Here is a 21,627-nt window from a genome sequence, read left to right as displayed (position 1 = left end):
TCTCCTATCATGACAATACTTAGAACATTTTCTTATACAACATTTCTATATCTTCCCGACTCACATTGGCCATTGTATTAGCAATATTGCCGGTTGCTACGACATACACGTTATCGACAAGCCAAGGAATGTCTTCTTTTGTAAAACCAAGTTCTGTAAGGTTTGTAGTAAGGTCTAGGTCATGTACAATCAAGCGTAATGCTTCACCTAGTTCGGATCCATCTCCGTGGTTGAATATGCGAGCTAAGGCACCAAACTTATCAGGGTTTGCACTCCATGTATATTCCACCGCAACAGGTTCAATAACGGCAAGGCCTACACCGTGAGTAATATCCTTAAGCCCACTGGCAGGATGTTCCATGCCATGAGCAAGTGTTACACCGGCGGTATTAATAACCATGCCTCCAATTGTGCTAGCCAATGTAACGGACTCCCAAGCTTTTGTAAGTTGAGTTTCGTTGAGAACAGCTGATTTACTTTCAGCCTTTGCTTTCACATGTTTATATAGAGGCACAAGATATTGTGCTAACAAAGTTACAGCATAATGAGCTAATGCATCGGTAAAAGGTTGTGCCGTTTTAGATGTATAGGCCTCGATATTATGACAGAGTGCATCAAAGCCCACAGATGCCAATACATGAGGAGGCATAGTGCCCATTACAGCAGGGTCTACAATGGATACCTTCGGAACGATGGCGTTACAACGCAAGGATTTCTTATCTCCTGTTTTGGGATTAGTAAGTACACCAAAGCCATTACCTTCGGAGCCGGTGCCACAGGTTGTGGGAATTACAATAAGAGGCAACGCCTTATCACTGGTTTTACGGTTAAATATATAGTCGTTAATGTCACCATCGTTAACGGCCATAAATGCAATGCCTTTTGCACAGTCCATGATAGAGCCACCACCGATGGCAATGACCATATCACAGCTTTCAGATTTAGCTAAAGTAGCGCCGTCCAATGCAGTCGTTGTTAAAGGATTGGCATCCACTTGATCAAACAATACATGTTCAATATGTGCCGCATCAAGTTTTGCTGTCACACGGTCATATAGTCCAGATTTTTTGGCACTTGTCCGCCCTGTTACGATGAGTGCTTTATTGCCATAATGCTTAACAAAATCAGCAACACTATCGACTTTATCCCAACCAAATTGGATATGTACTGGTAAAAAATAAGAGAACTCCATGTGAACGACCTCTTTTCTATAAATACTAGATCTTAATGTTATTGTAATGTATATTCAGACGCCTGTAAAACCTCATAGGACTTTCACTAGAAAACATGTATACTACAGATAAGAGGGGACATTTATTTTTATAAAGGGAGAGAATCTATGAAATCTGCAATTACACATTTATGGTTTTCGCTGCGTGACCTAGCAACGCAGTCACCTATATTACTGGCATTAATTGCCGTATTTTCATGTACACCGTTTTATCTAGAGCAAGATTGGTTTGCCGATATAGACCTTTGGTTCTATGGGCTGTATTTCTTCATCGTCATACTACAATCATATATAACACGAGATCGAAAGTTCTCCATAGTATATACATTATTAAGCATAGCTATCAGCGTTGGTCTATATACGATTCATGAAACGTACCATCACATACGAGGCATCGAGCTAGCCACAGAAAACATATCATATCTATGGCTGTACTCTATGATTGCTCTATATTTTACATCGCCTGGAGAATACTACATCGGCGAAATCATCAATCGCCTGAAACGGATTGGTATTACCATTGTTACATCAACACTGTACAATGTCGTCATAATCATGACTCTATGGTTTTTCTTCATCATTCTGAACAAACCATTTACCTTTGATGATCTAATCTTTAAAGTACTAGCCGCTATTAATATTTTTATCTGTATGTCCATGCTGTGCACTTATAAAGAGGAGCTTGATGGGCCGCCAGAACCAAATACATTCTATAATGTTGTTTTTGGAATCATACTACCAAAAGCTTCCATCATTACAGGTATTCTAGCTAATATCTACTTGGTATTGATCCTCTTAGGCCTCCGTGAAGATGCACGGTTCCTTTACACATATTATCCGTATGTAGCCATTTTCTATCTATTTTACTTGGCTAGTTTCAGGTCTAGTGAAAGCAGCAAGACACAAAGGATCCTATGTTTCTTATTTATTACGATTACAATATTGTGCTTAATCCTGATTGGCAAGCGCGTAATAAATGAGCCCGTACTCTGGCTCAATACGATTTACGTAGCCGCATTCAATCTAATCTTCTTAGCACATAACTTGTATTCCTTTGTAAAGCGTTTGACTCCATCGATCCATACAACGATTATGGCGCTCGCCCTAGGTGCAGTCCTTTTAATGCCTTTTATCGGTTACACATCCCATCGAGAGTTTACAAACTATACGAAAATTGACGGTCAATGGCACGTATACTTGCCTATTACAGAAACATTTAACCCTGATTTTACAGACTATGGCAGGACGATTATACAGGGGGATTCTTCAAAACCAGGAGAAACGGAAATATATAAGGAACGAAATATTCAGTTTATCAGCTTTACGGCCGTTGAAGAGCCTCATATTATTTCGCTTGTAGGATATAATAAATTCATTTCTAACATCGAATTAGAAGTACGTGAGCCTGCTGATAGTACAGCTGACATACCAACAGCATCCTATGAATCTATCAACTTTAGATTCATCAATGAAGGCCTTGATTTAGAGGTATCTCTACCAAATGGCGTGACCGAGGTTCATCATATATATGAAAAATTTCTCACTGTTTCTAAAACGGCTTCAGATTCAGTCATTATAGAAGGTACGGGATACAAACTCTTAATCCACTCCTACTATGCATATCAAGACAGCGCACGAAGAATTATTTTTAGCGTATTATATAATTAATTATGAAAGCTAGTAATTTAAGGCATCTTCAGCCATATCGACATTTTTTGTAAAACTATATTAAAAAATTTCCAAATGTCAATATTGAATATATAGATTTTTTTCGCTATAATCGTAACATAATGTATAAGCCAAATAAGAAAACTACCATATATAGTAGTTTTCTTATTTTTCTGATTAGACTCAACTTAAAGATATTTTATATAATTCATTCTAATCTTATATATGCTTATACGACTATATTAACAGTTTTATGACTTTTTGCTCTCAAGGGGAACAGTAATGGAGATTATGATCAAGAAACGGGATGGCCATTTCGAGCCGTTGTCCGTTGAAAAAACGAAACGAATGATAGCCTTCGCATGTTTGGGGTTAGATTCTTGTGATCCACTAGAATTGGAAATGGATGCGAAGTTGCAATTCGTTGATGGCATGACTACTAAAGAAATTCAAAAGACCTTAGTCCAAACAGCTATCGAAAAAGTTATATCTAAAAAAGACGACGGCTTCGGCAACCAAGTTAATAAAATGAACCAAGATTGGCAGTTCGTAGCAGCCCGCCTATTCTTGTTCGATCTCTATAAAGAAGCCGCTATTACTCGTCGTTACAAAGCATTTGGCTACGGAAACTTCCCAAATCTAGTCAACATGCTTGTAAAAGAGAAAAAATACGCAGACTTCTTCGTTACAGAGTACACAGCTGACGAATTGCAAGAATTAGGCGATTACATCAAACCTAAGCGCGACTATCTCTTCAACTATGAAGGTCTCAAATTATTGGCTGACCGTTACTTGGTAAAAGGTTTTAACAAAGAAATCTTTGAATTACCTCAAGAACGTTTCATGGCTATCGCAATGCATTTGGCTCTTGTAGAAGGGGAAAATAAAGTAGAATACGCTAAGAAATTCTACGATTTGATGAGTCAATTAAAAATGACGACAGCTACACCTACTTTGGCAAATGCTGGTACACCATTCCACCAATTGTCCTCTTGCTTTATCTCTGGTGTAGATGATAACTTATGGTCCATTTACGACGTAAATAGCAAGTTCTCTCGCGTATCTAAACACGGTGGTGCTCTTGGTATCTACCTTGGTAAAGTTCGTGCATTGAACTCCGATATCCGCGGCTTTAAAAACTCCTCTGGTGGCGTTATTCCTTGGATCCGCTTGTACAATGATACTGCAGTTGCGGTAGACCAATTGGGTAAACGTAAAGGCGGCGCTACAGTAACGCTTGATATTTGGCATAAAGACTTCTACGAATTCGTAGAACTTCGTACAAATAATGGTGATGATCGTCGCAAAGCGCACGATATCTTCCCTGCTATCTCCGTTCCAAATATCTTCATGGAACGTATGTTAGCTCGTGAAAACTTCACCCTCTTCGACCCTCATGAAATCTTGGCTGTAAAGGGCTATTCCTTAGAGGACTATTACGATACTGATGACAATAAGGAGTTCACAAAACGTTACCTCGAATGTGAACAAGATCCTAACTTACACGGCATCGAAGTACCAGCATTAGATATGATGAAAAAAATCATGCGCTCCGCTGTTGAAACTGGTACACCATTTATCTTCTTCCGCGATACTGTAAATGCTGCCAATCCTAACAAACATGCAGGTATGATTTACGCATCCAACTTGTGTCATGAAATCGCACAAAACGTTGGCTTCACTAATCTTGCTGAAGAAATCATCAACGAAGACGGTACAATTACTACAAAAACAAACACAGGTGATATGGTTACATGTAACTTAAACTCCATCAGCCTCGGTCGCATTACAGACGAAGAGTTGGAAGAAAACATTGCCCTTCAAATTCGCATGTTAGACAATGTTATTTCCATCAACCAAGCACCAGTACCAGAGTCTCGCATGACTTCTGATAAATACCGTGCTATCGGTCTTGGTACATCTGGTTATCACCACTACCTCGTAAATCATGATATCCAATGGGAATCCGATGAACATATCGAAGTAGCGGACAAATTATTTGAAAACATCGCATTCTATGCGATTAAAGCTTCCATGGAGCTTGCTAAAGAAAAAGGTGCGTACCCTGCTTTCAAAGGTTCCGAGTGGGAAACTGGTGAATATTTCACACGTCGTGACTACACATCTGATCGTTGGAAACAACTCGCTGCAGATGTTGCAAAATACGGTATCCGCAACGGTTACTTGATGGCCGTAGCTCCTACAGGTTCTACATCCAACATCGCTAATACAACAGCTGGTATCGACCCTATCTTCAAAAAATTCTTCATCGAAGAAAAGAAAGGTTCTTTCACACCAAAAACGGCACCAGATTTGAACGACAAAACATTCTGGCTCTACAAAGAGGCGCATACTATCGACCAACAATGGTCCATCAAAGCTTGTGGCGTACGTCAACGTCATATTGACCAAGCACAATCTTTCAACTTGTACATTACGCCTCAAATGAAAGCGAAAGAAATTCTTGACCTTTACGTAGAAGCCTACAAACAAGGGATTAAAACAATCTACTATATCCGTAATCAATCCCTCGAAATGGATGAGTGCACTAGCTGCTCCTCCTAATATTGGAAATATAATTGCTATATTTTGCAAAACCTATTCACTATAAATAGAAAGTACCGATTTCGAGAAGGATACTTTCACCAGCACTATAAATCTGATGACGACCTATAGTCGTATAGGTCGCATCATTGTATAAAGGAGTCCTACTATGGATAAAAAACTGATTTTCAACGAACATGGTGACCGTGGCACGCAATCCATGATTGGCGGTAATACCACAAACCTTCGCGAGTGGAATCGTATCAAATACGACTGGGCAAACCAAATGTACCGTACAATGCTCAACAACTTCTGGATTCCAGAAGAGATTTCCTTGAACGAAGACGTTAAACAATTCCCATACTTAACAGATTACGAGCGTCGTGCCTTCGATAAAATCATTGCGTTCTTAAACTTCCTTGATTCCATTCAATCTGAAAACTTGCCTAATTTGAGCCGCTATATTACAGCATCTGAAGTGGCATCCTTATTGAATATCCAAGCATTCCAAGAAGAAATTCACGCTCAAAGTTATTCCTACATTTTGGACACTGTAACAAATCCGATTACACGTGACAAAATCTATGACGAATGGCGTACAGATAAAACATTGCTTGAACGTAACCGTTTCATCGCCGATGCATACCAACGTTTCAGCGATGATCCTAGCGAAGCAAATCTCATTCATACAATCATCGCTAACTATATCTTAGAAGGCATTTACTTCTACTCTGGCTTTAGCTTCTTCTACACATTGGCACGCCAAGGTAAAATGACAGCTACATCCACAATCTTTAAATACATCAACCGCGATGAAGTAACTCACCTCGTATTATTCCAAAACATCATCCGCGAGTTACGTCGTGAACGTCCTGACTTGTTCACACCTGAACTAGAAGCAAAAATCACGGACATGATTCGCCAAGGTGCAGAGAATGAAATCGCTTGGGGCCAATACATCACTGACGATAAAATTCTCGGTCTTAACAACGTTCTTATCGAACGCTACATCAAATACCTTGCAAATATCCGCTTAGAAGCAATCGGCTTGCCTCATTTGTATCCTGAAATTAAGGAAAATCCAATGGAATGGATTGAAAGCTTCTCCAACTTGAATAGCACAAAAACTGACTTCTTTGAAGCTAAAGTTACAAACTATACAAAAGCAGCGGCATTTGATTTTGACGATTTAGAATAATAGACGTTATAAAATACAATATCTAAGGACGTACGGACCAATAGAAAAGAGCTAATAGCTATAACGCTATCAGCTCTTTTTTCATGATTATTTAAACCTTAGTTATGAGGAATTGCTGCAAGTTTAAACAGCGCTTTCCTATTTATCTCTAAAAAAACAAAATACTATCATATCAGTCTATCATATCAGTGTATATGTTGCTAGAAATATAGTCCCCAAACGCCACCCTCGTTTTTACAGTTGACACATGGTTATACATTGTAAATTGTATCAATACATTTGTGCGCAAATAGGCCTACACCGTAGATTTTCATTCGCCCCATGAATGTATTCATAATAAGCTTGGTAAAAGCAAAAGTTTTTGTATCCACCCTGTTTCAAACTACCAACTATTATTAGCTTTCAATCAATTCAGTTGTCCAGTTAGCAGACTGCAATAGATTGTCTAATAAGCGGACTTGTTTTGCGATATGATCAGCTTCTTTTTGGACGTCTGCCACATTCACGGTCGGCATTAGCTTAATCTCAGACCCTCTCGCACGGAAATTAATACTACCTGCGCTAGATGCCAATGTTCGATAAGCAGTTAGGCGCAAAGCAGCGCAATCTTTTTCGGCAATGATTTCAGTAATAGATCGACCTTCTATAATAGTTTTGCAATTTGTTAAATTAATATCTGCAATTAATTTTTGAAGTCTATTTACACATTGTTCTAATGTTTTCAAAAGTTCTTCAGGGTTCTCATTCGGTACTTCCCCTTCTTGCACTAAACTATTTTGAGTTAAGCGAAGCTCTAAATCGCTTATTTTATAATTTAAATCAGATCGTTCTTGTAATGCTTCTGCTAGTTTCATAAACTCTCACCTCTCAAAAAGATATATCAATTTACTTATAAAATACTATGTACAATAATAATATATCCATCAATTCTTATTATACAACACTATTGAACGGCTTATAATACTTTCCGCATCATCACATGCGGACAGCCTTCATCAAGGTATTCGTCCCCTTCAGCACGATATCCAAGGGATTCATAGAATGGTTTGGCCTGTACTTGCGCTGACAAGGAGCACGTCTTAAAGCCGTCACGACGAATAGCATTTTCGGCGGCCATCATGATCTTAGTACCTAAATGTTGTCCACGATACAACTTGCGTACCGCCATACGCCCAATATGTGCATCTCCAGCTGTGTCACTGGGAAAATATCGACACGTACCAGCCGCTTTACCATCAATGGATAAGAGCACAAACTTTGCAGTCTCATCGATTTCATCAAACTCGTCTTCAAACCCTTGTTCTTTTATAAATACATCGACACGAATTTGTTTTATTTCCTCTGTTATATGATCTAAGATTTGAATAATCATAGGTGCCCTTTCTGATTATAAGCATATTTATAAGAATCGATTTAGGCGTATTACGAAATATCCTATAAGCAATAAAAGCTTCTTATTTTTATTATATCAAAAATACGATTAATACCACAAAACGTCTCAGTTCCTATTAATTCCCACATCAAAAATATTTTAAAACTTCCATGAAATTCACTTTTAGGTATTGCATAATTTTATCATTTGGGTTTATACTATACCCAACATTTTAGAAAGGAGCAACCAAAGATGACTAACCAAATTAGCCTCACAGCAAAGCAATACTTTTATTGGTTCTTTATCCAACGTACGGGTAAGGAACTATTTGTGATGCGCTAATTAAGGATTATTCAACATTAGTTGCTCACAGAATAGTTAAAGGGCTACCCGTATTAGCTTACGGGTAGCCCTTTTTTGTTTGCTATCCGTATGGTCAGCCCTACTATTCACTGTAGTTACAAGGAGGAATTATCATGATTATTACATTGAAGCAAAATGCAGCAGCGGAAGAAGTATCTCGTTTACGCGGTGAATTAGAGGCTCAAGGATTTGTTATCCACCCAGTAGAAGGAACGCGATACAATATTCTAGGTCTGATTGGTGATACTGCATCTCTTGATGCTCGTCAAATCGAATCCCTAGATTTCGTAGATAAAGTAACTCGCATTCAAGAGCCATACAAAAAAGCAAACCGCAAATTCCATCCAGATGATTCTGTAATCAATGTAGGTGGTGTCCTCATCGGTGGTGGTCACTTCGCAGTAATGGCCGGTCCTTGCTCTGTGGAAACACCTGAACAAGTATTAGCCACTGCTAAAGCATGTAAAGAAGCTGGTGCTACCATCCTTCGTGGCGGCGCTTTCAAACCTCGTACATCCCCATACTCCTTTCAAGGCATGGGCCCAGAAGGCTTAGAGTTATTAGAGCTTGCTAAAAAAGAAACAGGTCTTCCTATCGTTTCTGAGGTTATGGATATCTCCCAATTACAATACTTTGATAATGTAGATATGCTTCAAATCGGTGCTCGTAACATGCAAAACTTCACGCTTTTAAAAGAAGTGGGCAAATTAAATAAACCAGTTCTTTTAAAACGTGGTTTATCTGCAACATACGAAGAATGGTTGATGGCTGCTGAGTACATCATGTCCGAAGGCAATGAACAAATTGTATTATGCGAGCGCGGTATCCGCACATTCGAAACTAAGACTCGCAATACCTTAGATGTAACAGCAATTCCTATGATGCATGAATTATCTCACTTGCCAATTATCATGGACCCTAGCCACGCAGCAGGTATGAGCCGCATGGTTCGTCCGCTTTCACTTGCATCCGTAGGCGGCGGTGCAGACGGCCTTATGATTGAAGTTCACAACGATCCAGCCAAAGCATTGTGCGACGGTCCGCAAGCATTGCGTCCAGACCAATTCACTAGCCTTATGAAAGAAATTAATGCGTTACGCCAAGCATTGGTAGAATGTACTAAATAATCTTACATATCACACAAATAAGCTAGTATCCGTTATAATAGATACTAGCTTATTCTTTTAAGAAAGGAACCGTTATGACTCGCATCCATATTAATGCATCTACACCGTATGATGTTGTCATCGAGGAAGGCGCTTTACAACGCATCACCGATTATATTAAACCATTAAAACCAAATTGCCGTGTTATCATCGTCAGCGATAGCAACGTGGCGCCTCACTATTTGGACTCTGTGAAAGCTAATATGGAACATGCGGGTTATGCTGTTTGTGATTATGTTTTCCCTGCTGGTGAAAGCTCCAAAAATGCTCATCAACTCATCGATTTAGTAGAATACATGGCGGGCCAATCATTGACTCGCAAAGACTTGCTCATCGCCCTTGGGGGCGGTGTTGTAGGCGATATGGCGGGCTTTGCAGCAGCAACCTATTTACGTGGTATCGACTATGTTCAGGTTCCTACATCTCTATTAGCCGCAGTAGACTCCTCTGTAGGTGGTAAAACAGCGGTCAATCTCGAAGCTGGGAAAAACCTCTGGGGTGCTTTCAAACAACCTATCCTCGTCCTCTGCGATCCAGCTACACTCAATACATTACCTGATATGGAATGGATTAATGGGTGCGGCGAAATTATCAAATACGGCTTCCTCGACGTACCTGGTTTATTAACCCAACTAGAACATAAACCATTAATTAAACATCGCGATAATGTTAGTACTGTCATCGCTCGTTGCGTTCAAGCAAAAGCGGATATCGTGGAACAAGACGAACGCGAGTCTGGCGTTCGTGCCCTCTTAAACCTCGGTCATACCTTTGGTCACGGCATCGAAAAAGCAAGTCATTTCGGGGTACATCACGGTTATGCCGTTGCTATTGGTATGGTGCTCATGGCACAAGGTGCTGTCAAACATGGAGAATTAGATGTAGAGTCGTTAGACAAATTAAAGGCCCTCATCAAAGCACACGATTTGCCAACCACAACAACGATAAGCAAAGAAGAAATTCTAGCTGCCGCTAAGCACGACAAAAAAAGTGAAGGAGCAACCATTAAAATCGTAGTACCTACTAGCTATGGTCACAGCGAGCTCAAAGTAGTAACGCACGATGAACTTGTAACCTATTTAGACTGAGATATAAAGGAGATTTATATGCATTCCGTAACGAACGCCATCCCTACAGGGACTATCGCGTCCATCCCTGCAAAAGCTCATGCACACCGTGCGCTGATTTGCGCAGCTCTCGCAAACTCGTCATCTACCATACTACTGAGCCGCACCTCTAAAGACATCAATGCAACTATGGACTCCTTACGAGGCTTAGGAGCACATGTTGTGTATGAAAATAAAGTTGTCACTGTTACACCTGGTCCTGTACCTACAAAGGGCAATGTAGCTCCCCATGAATCTGGTACCACATTGCGCCTCTTATTACCAGTGGCAGCATCCATTTGTAATGAGGTAGACGTAGATGCAAAGGGGCGTTTACCAGATCGCCCTCTAGAGCCCATGCTCGGTGAAATGAAAGCTCACGGCGTAACATTCTCCCAAGATAAACCACCATTCACCATGACAGGTCGTCTCCAAGGTGGAGAGTTCGGTATGGTTGGCGATGTGAGTAGCCAGTTTTTCTCTGGATTATTGTTAGCAGCTCCACAATGTGGAGGCGCTACAATTACATCTACTACGCCACTTCAATCTAGCGACTATGTAACATTGACGACTACGACGATGGCAGACTTCGGCGTAACCGTTGACCATATACCTGCACGTGGCACAGTACAAGAATCCTTTACGGTAACTGCTAATGCTACTTTTAAAGGTCAAAGTAATTACCAAATCGAAGGCGATTGGTCCAATACAGCGATTTGGATGGTTGCTGCCGCTATGACAGGCCAAGCTATTACCATTACGGGTATGAACAAGAATTCTGTACAAGCTGACCGCCGCATCATGCAGGTCATCGAATCCGCAGGGTGCACTATTACATGGGATGGCATGAATATCACTGTATCAGGTCGCGCTAGTAAGCCAATCCATGCCGACCTCGAGCAAATGCCCGATATGTTGCCAGTTATGGCAGCCCTCGCTTGCTCTATCCAAGGTGAAAGCTCCTTTGTTAATGGTGCTCGCCTACGGTTAAAAGAATCAGATCGCCTCGAAGCCGTTGCTAATCTCGTCAGAGATTTAGGAGGCACGGTTCGCGAAGATGGTGATGACCTATATATCATCGGTAGTGGTATACTAAAAGGAGGACAAGGTGATTGTGTTAACGACCATCGCCTCGTTATGGCAGGCACATTGATGGCTCTCATTAGTGAAACCCCTGTCATCTTACAAGATAGCGAAGCTATTACAAAATCCTATCCTGACTTTTTCGAGGACTGGAACATGCTAGGTGGCAATGCACAGCAAGTATAGCGTCCTAGTCACAGCTAATGCGTTTCAATAGATAAGAATACTAGTCATACATACTATAAGTAGGAGTTAATATAATGGCATCTAATTTCGGTAAAACTATACAAGTAGCTACCTTTGGCGCGTCTCATGGGTACGCCATCGGTGGTATCGTGGAAGGCCTCCCTTGTGGACATACCATCGACATCGACGAGCTACAAGCCTTCTTAAAGCGCCGTGCGCCAGGTCAAAACCAATTACAAACGCAACGTAAAGAAGCCGATATACCTGAATTCTTATCAGGTATGGTAGATGGCATGCTCAGTGGATCTCCATTAGCATTTATGATTCGCAATACATCGCAGCACTCCGGTGATTACAATAACTTGCGCGACATTCCTCGCCCATCTCATGCGGACTTTACGGCTCGCATGCGCTATGGTGACAAGGTAGATATGCGCGGTGGCGGCCACTTCTCGGCACGTCTTACAGCACCTCTTTGCGTAGCTGGTGGCATTGCACTACAGTTATTGCGTGAAAAAGGTATCGAAATTCACGGCCATTTAAAACAAGTTGGTACAATCCAAGATACTCCTATCGATATGGTTCATCCAGATATGAAAGCACTTCGTGAAATTGCTACAGAACCAATTGCTATGCTCGATGCATACAAGCGCTCTGAAGTAGAAAACTTAGTCATGAAACTAAAAAAAGACGGCGACTCCACGGGTGGTATCGTTGAGGTTGTGGCTACAGGTCTACCAATCGGTCTTGGTAATCCAAACTTTGATGGCATCGAGAACCGATTAGCTCGCGTGATCTTTGGCGTACCTGCCATCAAAGGCGTGTCCTTTGGGGGTGGCTTCGACATGTGTTCTCGCCTTGGATCAGAGGTGAACGATGCTTTTACCATGGACGGCGATATAATCACAACAACTACCAATAATAGCGGTGGCATTCAAGGCGGTATCACCAACGGCTTGCCTCTCGTTATGCAAGTGGGCATCAAGCCTACTCCATCCATTTATAAGGAACAACATTCTGTGTCTCTTTCACAAAAAGAGGACACCTTACTCACCATTAAAGGTCGTCACGACCCATGTGTAGCGCTTCGTGCTGTACCTGTTATCGAAGCCGTTACGGCCCTTGTCATTCTTGATTTCTTAGGAGATATTGACCATGAACTTAGATGAAGTACGCGTTAAGATTAACGACATAAACGACCAAATGCTCGCCCTCTTCAAAGAGCGCATGGAACTCTCCAAGGACGTAGCGGCTGCAAAAAAAGAAATGAATAAGGCCATTTACGATGCCAAACGAGAGCGCGACATTCTCGACAAGGTAACAAAAGATGCAGGTCCGGACCTCGATCTATATGCACGCCGCTTTTTTGAAGCATTATTTAGCTTGAGTCGTACATACCAATCTGAGCAACTATTCCAAGACAATGAATTCACTTTAAAAATGAAAAAAGCCATCGAGCAATCCCCTACTTTGCCACCTCAACGGGGCAGTGTAGCTTGCGCCGGCGTATTCGGTAGCAATGCTCAAATGGCGTGTGATAAATTATTACCCCTCAGCCAAATCCATTATGTAACGGGTTTCCGTGCCGTATTCGATGCCGTAGAGTCAGGCGAATGTCAATTCGGTGTATTGCCTATTGAAAACAGCTCCAATGGTTCTGTAAAAGAAGTATATGACCTCTTAGAAGAGCGCAAATGTTATATCGTTCGCGGCACGCGCCTTTGGATTTCTCATGACTTGCTCGTAAAAAAAGGCACTAAACTAGAAGATATCCATACCATAATTTCCCACCCTCAAGCGTTGGGCCAATGCAGTCACTTCCTAGATAAGTTAGAAGGCGTAGAATTACGCTCCTATGACAACACGGCTCGAGCTGCACAGCTCGTAGCGGCTAGTGATGACCCAGGTGTGGCAGCTATCGCAGCACCTCAATGTGCAGACCTATATAATTTGTCTCCATTGCTAAGAAACATCCAAAATAGCGACAACAACTATACGCGCTTTATCTGTATTAGTAAGGACTTCCACGTATACCCAGGAGCCAATAAAATCTCTGTTGTAACCACTGCAAGTCATGCACCTGGTGGCCTTGGTACATTGCTCACCAAATTTGCTAACATCGGTGTAAACCTTACAAAACTTGAGTCCCGCCCTATCGTAGGACATAACTTTGAATTCTTGTTCTACCTTGATTTGGAAGCATCCTTAGCAGATCCAAAAGTACTCTCCGTGTTGGCAGAACTCCACGCATCGCAAGATAAATTCCGCTTGCTCGGTAATTATCCTGAAAATTAATATTTTCCTCTATAGTAGTGCTTATTAATGGCATATATAGTACAATGGATATAGTTTTAAAACTCCAATGGCTAATAGGTGACAGCCTATTAGCCATTTTGTGTATATTGACCTAGGAGGTCCTATGAAATTTGGTTTACTTGGCCGTACGTTGGGCCATAGCTTTTCCCCACGCATCCACAATGCTTTGGGAAATACTAATTATGAATTATTTGAACGAGAACCGAGCCAACTGCAAGAGTTCTTCGCAAATCCAGAATTACAAGGTATTAATATTACCTTTCCTTACAAGGTTAATGCCCTTGAGGCTTGCGATGTAGTTGACCCTCGCGCGGAACGCATTGGCTGTGTAAACACTATGGTCCGTAAAGACGGCAAATGGCATGGTTACAATACAGACTACGATGGATTTGTATTCACCCTAAAACACGCTGGTATCGATGTATCTGATAAGGAGTGCATCATCCTTGGCGATGGCGCATCTTCTGCTACCGTTCACGTGGCTCTTGAAGATCTAGGTGCTAAGAGCATCACGCATCTATCCCGTAAAACAGCTCCGCTCTATACCGATGCACCTAATTACTACGAAACAGCACAGATTATCATTAACTGCACGCCTATCGGGATGTATCCGCATAATCCGGCTAGCCTGATAGATATTATGCAATTTTCCAAATTAGAAGGCGTTGTAGATCTAATCTACAATCCGCGCCGTACCGTTTTGCTTTTACAAGCAGAAATGATGGATATTCCTCATTGTGATGGTCTACCTTTCCTCGTGGCACAAGGCGTTGAGGCAGCTAATCATTTCCAAGGTGAAAGCTTTGGCACCAAGGAAATCGAGCAAATTTTGCGAGATATGCGCCGTGAAAAGGAAAATATCATCCTCATCGGCATGCCTGGTGTTGGGAAAACAACTGTAGGCAAGGCAATCGGCAAAGAGATGGGCCGTACTTGTATTGATGTCGATCAAGAGTTAGCAAAAGAAATCGGTGATATATCCACATATATTACGGAGCAAGGGGAAGCAGCATTCCGTGAAAAAGAAGCAGAAATGATTGCAAAATTAGGCACAGAAACTGGCCTTGTCATCTCCACTGGTGGCGGCTGTGTAACAGTACCTAAAAACTATGTACATCTACGTCAAAATGGTCGTATTTACCAATTAACGCAGCCTGTAGAAAAGCTATCTACGTCAGGTCGTGTTCTCTCTAGTGGCGGTATAGAGCGCTTACGTGAACTCGAAGAAACTCGCACTCCAATGTATGAAAGCTTTGCACAATGCATCGTAGAACATAATCGTAATGCACCGGAAACAGTAGCGGCTATACTAGAAGACTTCGAAGCAAACTTATTGTAAGAGTTTATATAACGGTATTTATAAGATTGTTTCCTCTATATAAGTAAGGACTTCTACATTTTTAGAAGTGAGAGCATTTACATCTGTATTTTTAGATAAAACTAAAACTCATATCATGACATACATGATATAAACTGAAAAGCAGTAGCTATCCTCAGGGTAACTACTGCTTTTTTAGGTCTCCTATGTATTATATATATTGGTAGAAAACTACATTTGCAATTACAATGTAATTACAAATAGGATTGAGTAACTTAAATACTTTTTAACATAAAATCAACAATATAACCAAGATGTTTCAGTCATAAGCCAAAAGAATACTAGGAGAGATACTATGAAAACCGTAAACCTACAAGTCCGTATCAACGAAGATCTAAAACAAGAAGTATCTAGCATATTAAAAGCACAAGGTCTATCATACACCTCTATGCTAGATGCACTATTCCGCCAAATCATCAAAGAGCGTCGCATTCCGTTTGCCATTGCGTTACCAACGGCACCTATCGATGAAACACCTACACCAAGCACACTCAACAACGGCACCTATGAACAACCACAAACTACATTAAAAGCCTCAGATTATATAGGTGCATATGGTACACCAAGAGAAGAAAATCAAGAAATATCCTTCGATACAATCGATAAGACAGGAGTTCTTAACATCCGTATCAATCCTAAAGTTAAGACACTAACAACAGCTATTCTAAAAGAAATGGGATTAACCATGTCACAAACAGTTACACTTGTATCTAAACAAATACAATTTAATAAGGATATTCCACCTACTATCCTCCGTCCAGAATGGATTGATGCTATTAATAATGATTTCTGGACTGAAGAAGATTTAACTACAAGAATACAATTAGGGCTAAATCAAGCAGAAAAAGAAATTGGTGAACCTGCGGAAAAAATTTTTAATGAACTCCTTGAAGATTTATAAATTTGGAGAGCTGAAATGAAGTATACAGTAATTATGACGCCTACAGCTAAGTCTGATATAGTAAATCTCAAAAGTTCACTAGAACAACAGATTATAGATTCTTCCTTTATTAGAAAAGAATTAAAGTTGATTTATCAAAAAATTTCTTCATTAGCTATCTTTCCTGAACGTTATCCTATTGTAAATAGTAATACCAATTACAGAAAATTATCATACAAAAAATATCTTATTCTATATAAAGTCATTAATAATAACATATATATTTTTTATATCCGCCCTTCAAAAATGAATATACTACAAGAAATACAAAACATATAAAAAAGTCGGCTCTCGCCGACTTTTTTAATGCACTTTTACGCGTTTATGTTGTTGTTCGTCAAATACACCATCTACATCGATGGTATCTAGAATTCGTTTTAAAGCATGTACATCGATTTGCCCTGGTGCCGATGCTTTACCAGCAGAGGCAAAGGTCATGGCATTTCCAAATAGAGCACCTACAGTGCGTGTAACAGCACCTAGTTCTCCCATTGCCATCGTAATAATTGGATCCGAAGGATACAAAGCTTTCACTTCAGCAGTTGCTTCAAGTAGCGTCAATACATCACCAGTTGTGTGAGGCATAACGGCAATCTTTGGCACATCGGCCAAGAACTCTTTCATTTGAATAAGTCGATTTACAATGACTTCACGGCTCGGCGTACAATGGAAATCATGGTTGCTCATGATAATAGTGATTCCATGAACCTTAGCAAACTCTATCGTTTTAAGCATTCTATCTTGATCAAAAAACAGCTCAATATCGATAGCATCCACCAATCCTGTAGGAATCAAGCGCTCCAGCATTGTAAAATAATCTTGTGTAGAAATCGTTCTTTCCCCACCTTCACCTTTTGTGCGCCATGTAAAGAGCAACCCACGACCTTTCAGTTGTGGCTTGATGAGCATTAATAATTCAATAATAGCGTCAATGGAGTGGGCCCGCTCGAAATAGTCAATGCGTAGCTCCACTACATGACACGGTGTATTACATGCTACCGCGGTGGCATCTAGAATCTCTTTCATTGTTGTGCCCACAATAGGCACGCATATTTTTGTACCCTTTTCTCCGAGTACAGTATGTCCGATACGGACCATAATAACTCCTTTCTGTCCCACGCGGTGAGACTAGTGACTTACCTTAAACTAACTATATACCAATATTTTTGTAAAAGCAATCAATCAGCCCATATTGGATTGCTATTCACTAAAAACGTATGAAAGCCTGCTATTATGCACTAAAACAGTATTCTTAGATTAACGATTAACATTACTTTTTCTTATACCCTAGATTAAGACCTCTTACCAATAAACAATCTGTACTTGAAAGTTTCGTATTATGAAAATAGCCTAAAAAAGTAAAAGCTCCTTACCAATATATTAGTAAGGAGCTTGTTAGACTCTAATTCACACACTATATTTATCATGTTGTACGGATAGTTTCCGTGATTGGAATCCCATATAGAGTAATAGCAAACCTGTAATGCTAAATACATAGGATATCCCAATATAGGTAGATACAATACTTGCAAACACTGGACCCACCATGGAACCAAATTGTTGAGCCGTCGTCGTCATACCAAACATGCGACCTCTAAAGCCTGGTTCTGTATTAAGTGTTACAGCTGCACTCAAAGATGGGTTGATCCCTACAATACAAGAGCCAATTAACACTTGTAGTACACCAAACCACCAGATACCTACTGGTAAGCTTTGAAGTAAGAGAACAACACCACTACCAAGCATACAGTAGGAAATGGTTCTAAAGTACCCACGACGCTCACCGAGGCGCACCCATATATTGGTCGTTAAGGAACCGGCTAAACCACCGATACTGAGGATTGTACCTGAAATGATGGCTGCCCCTTCCATGGTGCCTTGCATATCACCTACATAAAGCGCCAAAATAGGCTGTAGCATCATGATGACACATTGCATAAAGAAGTAAATCCATAAAAGTCTTACTAATACAGGTTGTTCTTGAACCGACTTAAAATCCTCTCGCAAGGATGTAGCTTTTACCGGCTGTTTGGACTGCTCCTTAGAAGTTGTATTTTCAACTTCTAGTTTTGGTTCTTTTACAAGAAACAATACCGCCAAAGTAGCAATGAATACAGCTATACCAGAAATATAAAATACAGGGCGCATACCTACGACACTTTCAACGGCACCACCTAAAAATGGGCCGATGACATTGCCTAAAATCAGACCTGTTTGGAATATGCCGAGGGCACGGCCCACCTGTTTCTCATCAACGCTCAGGGAAACCATGGTCATCGCCGCAGGATAGAAACCGTTGGCAAAACCTACCAAGGCACGCCCCATCAACAATTGGTACTGATCCGTTACCATACCGATGAGGACATAACTGACAGCAATGGCAAAACCAGCGCGCAAAGCCATCCGCTTTTTCCCTTTATTATCTGCAATTTTGCCCCATATAGGCGCCATAATACCAGCAATAAGGAAGGTAATACCAAAGACAAGACCTGACCAAAGTGCCACATCAGCCTTAGGAACACCGAGTTCCAACAGATATATAGGCAGAAAAGGAATTATCATTGTGTAACATATGGCTAGCACGGTCATACTAGCCGTAATAATCCATACATTGCGCATGCCACCGCGAGCATCATATACACTTGTACTCATAGTACCCTCCCTTCCACATAAAATTGTTTAGATAAACTAATATACACATAAATCACTTTTAATTACAGTTCCATTTAAATTACAGTCCTACTTAGATTTCAATCTATGTTACTATTCATAAAATGTTATTACATTTTAATTTCATATATAAAGAAGAGCCGCATACGAAACGCGACTCTTTCCATAAAAAATACCTAAAATATAGGTATACAATGTAGTAATCCTCAAAGATTATTCAAATTAAAGTTTTCGGACTATCAATTATTCCGTAGGAAATTTGTGATCCATTACATCTTGCAAGGAAACATGTTCCATAACATGTCGGAACTCATCTTGTAAATACTGCCACAATGGAGCTGTCAAGCAGTCATTAAACATAGGACACGGTTCTACATCATCTTCTAAACAAGACACGAGAGCAATGGAGTCCTCTGCGGCATATAAAATTTCATATACATTGTATTCAGCCGGAGATTTCACCAAACGATATCCTCCATATTTACCACGTCCACTTTTAACAAGGCCCGCGGAGGATAATCGAGATACAATCCCCTCTAAATATTTATCGGAAAATCCTTGGCGTTCTGCAATCTCACGAATTGGTACATTTTTTTCTACTCCATGTTCTGCAATATCCGCCAATATCCGTAAGGCATAACGCCCTTTTGTAGATATTTTCATAAGTTAACCTCTATATCATTCATAATATATTAATAGTATATCACAAATTCATACAAAAAATGGTGGGAAATATGATACACTATACATATATCGAAATATCTTTATTTAGGTATGATTTTAATTTCATATAGGGAGGATTTTATCTAATGTTAGATAAATTATTTCAACTCAGTGAGCGTGGCACAACCGTTAAAACAGAAATTTTAGCAGGTATCACTACGTTTATCACGATGGCGTACATCCTATTCTTGGCGCCAAACATTCTTAGTCTTGCAGGTATGGATAAGGATGCGGTCCTCATTGCCACAGCCTTAGGTGGAGGTCTTGTGACGATTGCTATGGGTTTATTCGTAAACTACCCAATTGCTCTCGCTCCAGGAGTTGGCCTCTTGGCATTTTACTCCTTTACTGTAGTTCTCGGTATGGGCGTATCTTGGCAAACAGCATTAGGTGCGGTATTCATTTCAGGTCTCGTATTCCTCGTATTAACACTTACGTCGGTGCGACAAATGATCGTTGAAGGTATCCCAGCCTCCATGAAAATTGCCATTACCGTTGGTATCGGTCTCTTCATTTCTATCATCGGTTTGAAGTTATCCGGCTTGATGGCCATCTCCATTAGTTTGTCTCCAAACTCCTTAGGTCAGGTTGTACAAACACATGGTAATTTAGTCCCTCCAGCATCTGAGGCACTCTTAACGCTTGGTAATTTGCACAGTGGTGAAACATTGTTAGCACTATTCAGCCTCATCTTTACAGCTTTATTGATGGCTCGCAAAATTCAAGGTTCCCTCTTGATCGGCGTTTTAGTAACAACAATCATCTCCTATGCGACAGGCCTTTCCACAATGCCTGAGAACTTCACCGTATTGGCCGTTCCTGATTTCTCCAAAGCAGCATTCTTGCAATTAGATATTCCTGGTGCTCTTCACATGGGCTTAATTACGATTATTTTCTCCTTCACATTTGTAGAATTATTCGACTCTATGGGCACTTTGATTGGTACCGCTACAGAGGCGAAAATCGCAGATCCTAAATCTGGTAAATTCCCGGGTCTTGGTAAAGCCATGACCGTAGATGCTATCGGTGTTAGTGCCGGTGCATTACTCGGTACTTCTACAATTACGGCTTTCGTTGAAAGTGCGGCAGGTGTAGGGGCTGGCGGCCGTACAGGTTTAACAGCTGTCACAACAGGCGTACTTTTCCTAATTTGCTTATTCTTGGCTCCATTGGTATCCTTGGTTCCAAATGCAGCCACATCTCCTGTTCTTATCATCGTAGGTGCCCTCATGTTAGGTGCCATTCGCAACATCGACTTCGATGATTGGACAGAAGGCTTCCCTGCATTCCTCGTTATCGTATTAATGCCGTTCACATACAGCATCGCTAACGGTATCTCTGCAGGTCTTATTGCATACCCTCTACTCAAAATCATTGCAGGCCGTGCAAAAGAAGTTAACTGGATTATGTACGTATTGGCGGTTCTCGTTATCATCCGTTACGTATTCTTCTAATTAACATATACCCATAATGATGCTATTAGTGAAAGCTACTTTATATTCGATAGCTATAAAATCACTAATACCTAAAAGCAAAATATATGTAAATTACATACACTAAAAGAACCTATCTCCAAAGATATTACTCTAATATCTAGGAGATAGGTTCTTTTTATTATGTGTTATTTTATAGTAAATACTAATATCGTATAGCCTCACCAAATTATGATGCTATAGTTATAGT

The 21,627-nt window shown here is 40.5% G+C and carries 18 protein-coding genes; 12 read left to right on the top strand and 6 right to left on the bottom strand.

All coding sequences use genetic code 11. From position 1 onward, the window contains the following. Window positions 1-19 precede the first annotated feature (19 nt). Window positions 20-1,192 carry an iron-containing alcohol dehydrogenase gene (locus E6X37_RS07880; RefSeq protein ID WP_316066582.1) on the bottom strand — a complete coding sequence of 391 codons (1,173 nt, stop codon included), beginning with the start codon at window positions 1,190-1,192 and terminating at the stop codon, window positions 20-22. 147 nt (window positions 1,193-1,339) lie between these two features. On the opposite strand from E6X37_RS07880, the gene E6X37_RS07875 reads away from it, so the two are divergent. The 3 genes from E6X37_RS07875 (at window position 1,340) to E6X37_RS07865 (ending at window position 6,641) form a co-directional block, all read left to right on the top strand. After that, window positions 1,340-2,899: a hypothetical protein gene (locus tag E6X37_RS07875; RefSeq protein WP_316689732.1), complete on the top strand. Its 1,560-nt coding sequence runs from the start codon at window positions 1,340-1,342 to the stop codon at window positions 2,897-2,899. 282 nt (window positions 2,900-3,181) lie between these two features. Continuing rightward, window positions 3,182-5,464 (top strand): ribonucleoside-diphosphate reductase subunit alpha, encoded by a 2,283-nt coding sequence (locus E6X37_RS07870; RefSeq protein ID WP_004698234.1) that lies wholly within the window; start codon window positions 3,182-3,184, stop codon window positions 5,462-5,464. Window positions 5,465-5,612: 148 nt separating this feature from the next. Then, window positions 5,613-6,641: a ribonucleotide-diphosphate reductase subunit beta gene (locus E6X37_RS07865; RefSeq protein WP_004698130.1), complete on the top strand. Its 1,029-nt coding sequence runs from the start codon at window positions 5,613-5,615 to the stop codon at window positions 6,639-6,641. A 395-nt stretch (window positions 6,642-7,036) separates the two neighbouring features. Here the strand turns inward: E6X37_RS07865 and E6X37_RS07860 are convergent, their stop codons facing one another. Continuing rightward, a complete protein-coding gene (locus E6X37_RS07860) occupies window positions 7,037-7,495 on the bottom strand; it encodes a DIP1984 family protein (protein ID WP_004694959.1) in 459 nt (152 codons plus the stop codon). A 101-nt stretch (window positions 7,496-7,596) separates the two neighbouring features. Further along, on the bottom strand, window positions 7,597-8,013 hold the full coding sequence (locus E6X37_RS07855; protein ID WP_004694957.1) for a GNAT family N-acetyltransferase: 417 nt from the start codon (window positions 8,011-8,013) through the stop codon (window positions 7,597-7,599). A 476-nt stretch (window positions 8,014-8,489) separates the two neighbouring features. On the opposite strand from E6X37_RS07855, the gene aroF reads away from it, so the two are divergent. From aroF to E6X37_RS07815, 8 genes are all read left to right on the top strand, one after another. Further along, window positions 8,490-9,503: a 3-deoxy-7-phosphoheptulonate synthase gene (gene aroF, locus E6X37_RS07850; protein WP_008602305.1), complete on the top strand. Its 1,014-nt coding sequence runs from the start codon at window positions 8,490-8,492 to the stop codon at window positions 9,501-9,503. Window positions 9,504-9,577: 74 nt separating this feature from the next. Beyond that, window positions 9,578-10,630, top strand: a complete 1,053-nt coding sequence (gene aroB, locus E6X37_RS07845) for a 3-dehydroquinate synthase (protein WP_316689731.1) — start codon at window positions 9,578-9,580, stop codon at window positions 10,628-10,630. A gap of 18 nt (window positions 10,631-10,648) precedes the next feature. Beyond that, on the top strand, window positions 10,649-11,917 hold the full coding sequence (gene aroA, locus E6X37_RS07840; RefSeq protein WP_287541406.1) for a 3-phosphoshikimate 1-carboxyvinyltransferase: 1,269 nt from the start codon (window positions 10,649-10,651) through the stop codon (window positions 11,915-11,917). Window positions 11,918-11,991: 74 nt separating this feature from the next. Beyond that, entirely contained in the window at window positions 11,992-13,086 is a 1,095-nt protein-coding gene (aroC, locus tag E6X37_RS07835) for a chorismate synthase (protein ID WP_279008891.1), read from the top strand. Further along, window positions 13,073-14,212 carry a bifunctional chorismate mutase/prephenate dehydratase gene (locus E6X37_RS07830; protein WP_008602300.1) on the top strand — a complete coding sequence of 380 codons (1,140 nt, stop codon included), beginning with the start codon at window positions 13,073-13,075 and terminating at the stop codon, window positions 14,210-14,212. Before aroC ends, E6X37_RS07830 begins: the two co-directional genes overlap by 14 nt. 124 nt (window positions 14,213-14,336) lie before the next feature. Beyond that, entirely contained in the window at window positions 14,337-15,572 is a 1,236-nt protein-coding gene (locus tag E6X37_RS07825; RefSeq protein WP_077707673.1) for a shikimate kinase, read from the top strand. Between the two features lie 334 nt (window positions 15,573-15,906). Next, complete coding sequence (locus E6X37_RS07820; protein ID WP_038125679.1) at window positions 15,907-16,512, top strand: type II toxin-antitoxin system RelB/DinJ family antitoxin; 606 nt, start codon at window positions 15,907-15,909, stop codon at window positions 16,510-16,512. 15 nt (window positions 16,513-16,527) lie between these two features. Further along, window positions 16,528-16,830: a type II toxin-antitoxin system RelE/ParE family toxin gene (locus E6X37_RS07815; protein WP_008602295.1), complete on the top strand. Its 303-nt coding sequence runs from the start codon at window positions 16,528-16,530 to the stop codon at window positions 16,828-16,830. Between the two features lie 24 nt (window positions 16,831-16,854). Here E6X37_RS07815 and aroD read toward each other — a convergent pair whose 3' ends face one another. The 3 genes from aroD to E6X37_RS07800 form a co-directional block, all read right to left on the bottom strand. Beyond that, window positions 16,855-17,649 carry a type I 3-dehydroquinate dehydratase gene (gene aroD / locus E6X37_RS07810; protein WP_101928509.1) on the bottom strand — a complete coding sequence of 265 codons (795 nt, stop codon included), beginning with the start codon at window positions 17,647-17,649 and terminating at the stop codon, window positions 16,855-16,857. A 309-nt stretch (window positions 17,650-17,958) separates the two neighbouring features. Continuing rightward, window positions 17,959-19,203: an MFS transporter gene (locus E6X37_RS07805; protein ID WP_101928510.1), complete on the bottom strand. Its 1,245-nt coding sequence runs from the start codon at window positions 19,201-19,203 to the stop codon at window positions 17,959-17,961. A 261-nt stretch (window positions 19,204-19,464) separates the two neighbouring features. Further along, window positions 19,465-19,884 carry an RrF2 family transcriptional regulator gene (locus E6X37_RS07800; RefSeq protein WP_004694942.1) on the bottom strand — a complete coding sequence of 140 codons (420 nt, stop codon included), beginning with the start codon at window positions 19,882-19,884 and terminating at the stop codon, window positions 19,465-19,467. A gap of 146 nt (window positions 19,885-20,030) precedes the next feature. Here E6X37_RS07800 and E6X37_RS07795 point away from each other — a divergent pair, with 146 nt between their 5' ends. Next, the gene (locus tag E6X37_RS07795; RefSeq protein ID WP_316689730.1) at window positions 20,031-21,398 is read left to right on the top strand and encodes an NCS2 family permease; all 1,368 of its coding nucleotides are present in this window, start codon (window positions 20,031-20,033) and stop codon (window positions 21,396-21,398) included. Window positions 21,399-21,627: the final 229 nt, after the last annotated feature.

The sequence above is a fragment of the Veillonella parvula genome, from assembly GCF_032550495.1.
Classification (GTDB): Bacteria; Bacillota; Negativicutes; order Veillonellales; family Veillonellaceae; genus Veillonella; species Veillonella parvula_G.
This window is presented reverse-complemented; position numbering and strand designations above follow the sequence as displayed.

What these genes read in the sequence shown, in the direction of transcription:
- E6X37_RS07880 (WP_316066582.1), bottom strand. Translation starts at nt 1,192, where the DNA reads ATGGAGTTCTCTTATTTTTTACCAGTACATATCCAATTTGGTTGGGAT.
- E6X37_RS07875 (WP_316689732.1), top strand. Translation starts at nt 1,340, where the DNA reads ATGAAATCTGCAATTACACATTTATGGTTTTCGCTGCGTGACCTAGCA.
- E6X37_RS07870 (WP_004698234.1), top strand. Translation starts at nt 3,182, where the DNA reads ATGGAGATTATGATCAAGAAACGGGATGGCCATTTCGAGCCGTTGTCC.
- E6X37_RS07865 (WP_004698130.1), top strand. Translation starts at nt 5,613, where the DNA reads ATGGATAAAAAACTGATTTTCAACGAACATGGTGACCGTGGCACGCAA.
- E6X37_RS07860 (WP_004694959.1), bottom strand. Translation starts at nt 7,495, where the DNA reads ATGAAACTAGCAGAAGCATTACAAGAACGATCTGATTTAAATTATAAA.
- E6X37_RS07855 (WP_004694957.1), bottom strand. Translation starts at nt 8,013, where the DNA reads ATGATTATTCAAATCTTAGATCATATAACAGAGGAAATAAAACAAATT.
- aroF (WP_008602305.1), top strand. Translation starts at nt 8,490, where the DNA reads ATGATTATTACATTGAAGCAAAATGCAGCAGCGGAAGAAGTATCTCGT.
- aroB (WP_316689731.1), top strand. Translation starts at nt 9,578, where the DNA reads ATGACTCGCATCCATATTAATGCATCTACACCGTATGATGTTGTCATC.
- aroA (WP_287541406.1), top strand. Translation starts at nt 10,649, where the DNA reads ATGCATTCCGTAACGAACGCCATCCCTACAGGGACTATCGCGTCCATC.
- aroC (WP_279008891.1), top strand. Translation starts at nt 11,992, where the DNA reads ATGGCATCTAATTTCGGTAAAACTATACAAGTAGCTACCTTTGGCGCG.
- E6X37_RS07830 (WP_008602300.1), top strand. Translation starts at nt 13,073, where the DNA reads ATGAACTTAGATGAAGTACGCGTTAAGATTAACGACATAAACGACCAA.
- E6X37_RS07825 (WP_077707673.1), top strand. Translation starts at nt 14,337, where the DNA reads ATGAAATTTGGTTTACTTGGCCGTACGTTGGGCCATAGCTTTTCCCCA.
- E6X37_RS07820 (WP_038125679.1), top strand. Translation starts at nt 15,907, where the DNA reads ATGAAAACCGTAAACCTACAAGTCCGTATCAACGAAGATCTAAAACAA.
- E6X37_RS07815 (WP_008602295.1), top strand. Translation starts at nt 16,528, where the DNA reads ATGAAGTATACAGTAATTATGACGCCTACAGCTAAGTCTGATATAGTA.
- aroD (WP_101928509.1), bottom strand. Translation starts at nt 17,649, where the DNA reads ATGGTCCGTATCGGACATACTGTACTCGGAGAAAAGGGTACAAAAATA.
- E6X37_RS07805 (WP_101928510.1), bottom strand. Translation starts at nt 19,203, where the DNA reads ATGAGTACAAGTGTATATGATGCTCGCGGTGGCATGCGCAATGTATGG.
- E6X37_RS07800 (WP_004694942.1), bottom strand. Translation starts at nt 19,884, where the DNA reads ATGAAAATATCTACAAAAGGGCGTTATGCCTTACGGATATTGGCGGAT.
- E6X37_RS07795 (WP_316689730.1), top strand. Translation starts at nt 20,031, where the DNA reads ATGTTAGATAAATTATTTCAACTCAGTGAGCGTGGCACAACCGTTAAA.